The organism is Flavobacterium sp. (genome assembly GCF_031422135.1).
GTDB lineage: Bacteria > Bacteroidota > Bacteroidia > Flavobacteriales > Flavobacteriaceae > Flavobacterium.
In genome coordinates, this window is the sequence record NZ_JANOQD010000050.1 from 1 (window position 1) to 6,679 (window position 6,679).

The 6,679-nt window shown below is 35.9% G+C and carries 4 protein-coding genes and 1 pseudogene; 2 read left to right on the forward strand and 3 right to left on the reverse strand.

Going from position 1 to position 6,679, the window contains the following annotated elements; genetic code table 11:
• The 3 genes from RMO70_RS07150 to RMO70_RS07160 all read right to left on the reverse strand — a co-directional run.
• A partial coding sequence (locus tag RMO70_RS07150) for a TCR/Tet family MFS transporter (protein WP_310555740.1) occupies positions 1-941 on the reverse strand: 941 nt, incomplete at its 3' end.
• A 90-nt stretch (positions 942-1,031) separates the two neighbouring features.
• Positions 1,032-2,258, reverse strand: coding sequence for a 2-oxoglutarate dehydrogenase complex dihydrolipoyllysine-residue succinyltransferase (gene odhB, locus RMO70_RS07155; RefSeq protein ID WP_310555741.1), 1,227 nt, complete (start codon positions 2,256-2,258; stop codon positions 1,032-1,034).
• Positions 2,259-2,397: 139 nt separating this feature from the next.
• Positions 2,398-5,169: a 2-oxoglutarate dehydrogenase E1 component gene (locus RMO70_RS07160; RefSeq protein ID WP_310555742.1), complete on the reverse strand. Its 2,772-nt coding sequence runs from the start codon at positions 5,167-5,169 to the stop codon at positions 2,398-2,400.
• A 110-nt stretch (positions 5,170-5,279) separates the two neighbouring features.
• On the opposite strand from RMO70_RS07160, the gene RMO70_RS07165 reads away from it, so the two are divergent.
• On the forward strand, positions 5,280-5,825 hold the full coding sequence (locus tag RMO70_RS07165; protein WP_310555743.1) for a hypothetical protein: 546 nt from the start codon (positions 5,280-5,282) through the stop codon (positions 5,823-5,825).
• A 72-nt stretch (positions 5,826-5,897) separates the two neighbouring features.
• Positions 5,898-6,679: pseudogene (locus RMO70_RS07170) on the forward strand (alkaline phosphatase family protein); the annotation flags it as partial.

Genomic DNA, 6,679 nt, shown 5'->3' on the forward strand with positions numbered 1-6,679 from the left:
ATTAAAAATACAAACATCATCCAACTTTCTGATGCTGTAGCAAATAATAACATACCCAAACAATACAAAGCCATCCCAATAAAAATACTTTTTTTATTGCCAAGTTTAGGACTCGTATATCGAATTAATACGCCTTGAACAAGACCAACCAAAAGTCCAACAACTCCAAGTGATATCCCAACCATTTTTTCGTCCCAACCAAATTTATAAATCGTAAAATAACTCCAATTGCTTTGCACAGCGTGCGAGGCCACATACAAAATAAATGTCGCTAAAATTAAACCGATTAAAGTTGGATATTTTTTTAGGTTTAAAATGGCACCAACAGGATTGGCTCGTTTCCAATTGAAATCTCTACGATTTTCTTTGGCTAACGATTCAGGAAGAATAAAAAAACCGTATAAGAAATTGAGCATACATAAAATGGCTGCGGCATAAAACGGAACTCTTGAGCCATATTGCCCGAGAAACCCCCCAATTACTGGGCCAATAATAAAACCCATTCCAAATGCAGCACCTATTAGCCCGAAATTTTTAGCTCGGTTTTCTGGTGTACTCACATCAGCAATATATGCCGAAGCCTTTGTGATACTTGCGCCCGTAATTCCTGCAATTATTCTACCAATAAAGAGCCAAGTTATAGTTGGAGCAAATGCCAAAAGCAAATAATCTAGAGAAAAACCAAATAATGAAATCAAAATTACCGGTCTTCGACCAAATTTATCGCTCAAATTACCAATTAATGGAGAAAACACAAACTGTGTTATGGCATAAGCAAACAGCAACCAACCACCATATTTTGCTGCTTCGCTAATATCACCGTGAATTAATTCTGATATTAATTTTGGAATTACTGGAATAATAATGCCAAGACCAATAATGTCTATTAGCATCGTTATGAAAATGAAACCAATGGCTGGGGATTTTTTGTTTTGTGTCATATTTGGTAAAACTACAAAAAAATAAATCCCAAAAACCTGAATTGGAATTTGGGATTTAATATTTAAAAAAATTAAAGCTTATTTCAAATTTTAAAGTTCCAAAGCCTTCAAAGCATTTCCACCCATCAATAATTCCAACGGGTTTTCTAATGCTTCTTTAACAGCAACCAAGAAACCTACGGACTCACGTCCATCAATAATTCTATGATCATAAGAAAGTGCCACATACATCATTGGGTGAATTTCCACTTGACCATTTACGGCAATTGGACGCTCGATAATGTTGTGCATTCCTAAAATTCCAGATTGTGGTGGATTAATAATTGGTGTCGATAACATACTTCCGAAAACGCCACCATTTGTGATGGTAAATGTTCCGCCAGTCATATCATCAACCGTAATTTGACCGTCACGAGCACGAATTGCCAAACGTTTGATTTCTGCTTCAACACCACGGAAGGTTAATAATTCGGCATTGCGAACCACAGGAACCATCAAACCTTTTGGACCAGATACCGCAATAGAAATATCAGCAAAATCATAAGCCACTTTGTAATCGCCATCCATCATTGAGTTAACATCAGGAAACAATTGTAAGGCGCGAGTTACTGCTTTGGTAAAAAATGACATATATCCTAAACCAATACCATTATGTCTGGCTTTGAATGCGTCTTTATATTGATTACGAATGTTATTTATAGGAGTCATATTAACTTCGTTGAACGTAGTTAACATAGCGGTTTCATTTTTTGCAGCTACTAATCTTTCGGCAACTTTACGACGCAACATCGATAATTTTGAACGTTCCGAACCTCGACTTCCACCAGTTGGCGTTCCCATTGATGGCACTGCATTTACAGCATCATCTTTAGTGATTCTACCTTCTTTTCCTGTTCCAACAACTTCAGATGGTTGAATGTTTTTTTCGTCTAATATTTTTTTAGCAGCTGGAGAAGGTGTTTGCGCAGCATAAGTTATAGGTGCAGCAACTGGTTTTACAGTTTCCACTTTCGCCTCTACTTTTGGAGCTTCGGTAGCTGGTTTTGCTTCAACAACAGGTGTAGAACCGGATGGTTTTACGCCATCCGTATCAATATGACACACAACGGCTCCAACGGCAACGGCATCACCTTCTTCTGCTTTTAGCGTGATAATTCCGCTGGCTTCTGCTGGCAATTCTAGTGTTGCTTTATCTGAATCGACTTCAGCAATGGCTTGGTCTTTTTCTACATAATCGCCATCTTTTACTAACCAAGTTGCGATTTCAACTTCTTTGATTGATTCCCCTGGTGATGGGACTTTCATTTCTAAAATCATTGTATTTTTATTTTAAATGATGAATTTTATATTTTAATTATATTTTATTTTTAGCCCTGATTGAAGCGGAAATCCTTTTCTTTTTTTTCTTTAAAAAAAGAAAAGATTGAAGCGAAAAGCAGGTTCTTGGCTCCTAAAACTATCTAAACAAATCCTTGTCAAAAACCATTCGAATCGCATCGGCGTGACGGCGTTTGGCTCTTGTGTAACTTCCTGCGGCTGGTGCTGCGTATGCTTTTAATGATGCCAATCTCCATTTGATGAAATCGAAATTCATCAACATAAAACTATATGCACCCATATTTTTCGGCTCTTCTTGTGCCCAAACATAATCGTTTGCGTTTGGATAGGTGGCAATAATTGCTTTTAATTGTTCGATCGGCAATGGAAATAGTTGTTCGATTCTAACCACTGCAACATCGTTTCTTTTTAAGTTTTCTCTTTCGGCTGTGATGTCGTAATAGAATTTTCCTGTACAGAAAACCAAGGTTTTAACATTTGCTTTATTTACCGAAATATCATCGATGGTTTCTTGAAATTGTCCATTTGCGATTTCTTCTTGTGTTGAAACACATCTTGGATCACGAAGCAAACTTTTTGGAGTGAAAACCACCAATGGTTTGCGGTATTTAGTAACCATTTGACGTCGTAACAAGTGAAAGAAATTTGCTGGTGTGGTGCAATCGGCAATAACCATATTGTGTCTTGCGCAAAGTTGTAAGTAGCGTTCCATTCTTCCTGATGAATGTTCTGCGCCTTGTCCTTCGTATCCGTGAGGCAATAATAAAACGATTCCGTTTTGGTTGTTCCATTTGTCCTCGCCACACGAAATGTATTGGTCAATCATAATTTGTGCGCCATTACTGAAATCGCCAAATTGTGCTTCCCAAATCGTTAGCGCATTCGGATTTGCAAGTGCATAACCATAATCAAATCCTAAAACGCCATATTCTGAAAGGTGCGAATTGAAAACATTGAAATTTCCTTTTTTACCTTTTATAGTATTCAATAAAATTACTTCTTCTTCGGAATCTTCGACTTTTACAACGGCGTGACGGTGTGAAAAAGTTCCTCTTTCGACATCTTGTCCTGAAATTCGAACATCATAACCTTCAGTCAAAAGCGAGCCATACGCCAAGGTTTCGGCGGTTCCCCAATCGATGGTGTTGTTATCATACATTGCTTTTCGGTCATTGACAATTTTTGAAATTTTGTTGATGAATTTCTTGTCTGATGGCAATGTTGAAATAGTTTCAAGAATTGTGTCTAGTTCTTTTTTATCGAATGTAGTATCTACTTTTTGTAGCATTACATCGTCCGAAACCTGGACAAATCCTGTCCACTCGTCTTGCATAAATGGAGTAATTACAGTCAATGATTTCTTACGTGATGCTTCTAGATTGTCATCTAAATCTTGTTTGTAAGTGGTTTCTAATTCTTTTACAAAATTACCATCGATTACATTTTGCGAAAGCAATTTCTCAGCATAAATGTCTCTTGGATTTTTATGTTTTGCAATGATTTTGTATAATAATGGTTGCGTAAAACGAGGTTCGTCGCCTTCGTTATGACCGTATTTTCTGTAGCCTAATAAATCGATGAAAACGTCACGTCCGAATTGCATTCTGAAATCCAGTGCAAAAAGCATTGCGTGAACAACGGCTTCAGCATCATCAGCATTTACGTGCAATACAGGCGAAAGTGTAACTTTTGCAACATCGGTACAATAGGTCGAAGATCTTGCGTCGTGATAATTAGTCGTAAAACCAACTTGATTGTTGATGACAATATGAATGGTTCCACCCGTTTTGTAACCATCGAGTTGCGCCATTTGAATAATTTCATACAAAATTCCTTGTCCCGCAATTGCAGCATCACCGTGAACGGCAATTGGCAAAACTTTAGAGAAATCGTTTGGAAAATATTTGTCTTGTTTAGCACGAGTAATTCCTTCGATAACGGCTCCAACGGTTTCTAAATGCGATGGATTTGGTGCGAGATTGATGTTGATGCTTTTTCCAGAACGTGTTTTTCGGCTGGAAGTTAGTCCTAAATGGTATTTTACATCGCCATCGAAATATTCTTGATCGTAATCTTTACCGTCAAATTCCGAGAAAATATCTTGGGTCGATTTTCTAAAAATATTTGCTAAAACATTCAAACGACCACGATGTGCCATTCCCATTACGAATTGTTCCACACCTTTGTCGGCCGCGGCTTCAATTAATGCATCGAGCGCAGGAATTATCGATTCGCCACCTTCTAGTGAGAAACGTTTTTGACCTACATATTTGGTATGTAAAAAGTTTTCGAAAGAAACGGCTTCGTTTAATTTTTCGAGGATAATTTTCTTTTGATTGTTATCAAAATTTGGAAGATTATCGTTGATATTTAACTTGTTCTGAACCCATTGAATGACTTCTGGGTTACGCATATACATATATTCGATACCAATGTGTTGGCAATACACGTTTTGCAGATGCGTAATAATTTCTTTTAATGATTTTGGCTGGTGTCCCAGAATTTTTGCAGCATCAAAAACGGTATTCAAATCGGTATCTGACAATCCAAAATTGGATAATTCTAATGTTGGGTAATAATTTCTGCGTTCACGAACTGGGTTTGTTTCGGTAAATAAGTGTCCACGTGTTCTGTAGCCATCAATCAATTTCAAAACATTGAATTCTTTGGTGATTTTATCCGAAATTTGACCGTTGTCCACATTCGCAACAGCGATATTTGACATTTGAGAAATAGCCTTTTCTTCGTTGTACGTTGTCATTCCAAAGTCAAAACCTTGAAAAAAACTTCTCCAGGAAGGCTCAACGCTGTCTGGGTTTTCTGTATATTGGTCGTATAATTGAGCGAAAAACTCGGTGTGTGCTGCGTTTAAAAAGGAAAACCTATCCATATTCTCGTTTAAATGAAAATTATATTAAATTTGTAGCAAAAGTAAAACATTTAGAACAAATACATTTGTTTTTTTATATTTTTATAACCTGAAATTTAAGACATTTATATATGAAACAATTTAAAACTACTTTCGGACTTGTTTGTTCTCTATTTATTTTTTGTTTTTCAAGTTTTGCTCAAGATTCTACAGCTGTTGAAAAAACAGAACTTGTAAAAAACGAGTTTTGGAAAAAAGTTAGTTTTGGTGGCGGATTAGGATTAAATTTAGGAAACAATGGAATGTCTGTTTCTGTTTCTCCAAGTGCTGTTTATCGGGTTAATAACTATTTTTCTGCGGGTATTGGTTTACAAGGGAGCTATGTTTCATTTAGAGATTCCTACAAATCATATATTTATGGAGGAAGTTTAATAGGATTGGTTAATCCTGTGGAAGCTTTACAACTTTCTGTCGAGTTGGAGCAATTACGTGTAAATACTACTTTTGAATCGCAGCTTGCAATGCCTTCACGAGACAGTTGGAATACGGCTTTATTTCTAGGCGCTGGTTATTCAACCAATAATATTACACTAGGCGTAAGATACAATGTATTGTTCAATAAAAACGATAATGTATATGGAGAAGCTTTCATGCCGTTTGTTAGGGTGTTCTTTTAATGATTTAGTAATTAAAAGAATGTAGTTTTTCGAATTTTCATTTCGTTACTTTGTATTTTAAATAAAAATAAAATGAAAAATAAATTATTTCTTTTCTTGTTCTTTTCTTTTTTTGTGAGTTTAGCTCAAAATAATACTTTGCAATCAGGTCCAATGGTAGGATATTGCGAAATGAAAGAAGCTATGATTTGGCTTCAAACGAGCAAAGTAGCAAATGTGAAAATCGAATATTTTTCTATTGATAACCCAAAAGAAATCTTTATTTCTAATACACATACAACTACTAAAGATGTTGGATTTACCTATCATATTGTTTTGGACAAATTACAGCAAGGTAAGAAATACAATTACACCGTTTTTATAGATGGAAAAAAAATTAGTTTACCTTATGAAACTTCTTTTTCGTCAAAAAAATTATGGCAATGGCGAGAGAATGCGCCAGATTTTTCGGTGGCTGTAGGAAGTTGCAATTATATTAGTGAAGAAGCACTTGACAGACCTGGAAAACCTTATGGTAGTGGTTATTCAATATATGAATCAATAGCCACAAAAAACCCTGACATAATGATTTGGGGTGGTGACAATATTTATTTGCGTGAAGCCGATTGGGATTCTCAAACAGGAATAAACTACCGTTACACACATTCTCGTTCTATAAAAGAAATGCAAAAATTGTTAGCAAAAACTCAAAATTTTGCCATTTGGGACGATCATGATTTCGGTCCAAATGATGGAGATAGAGGTTTTTATCATAAATATGTAGTGCAAAAAGCATTCAAGAATTTTTGGGCTAACAAAACCTATGGAATGAACGATGACCAAAACGAAGGAGTTTATTCTACTTTTAATTGGGG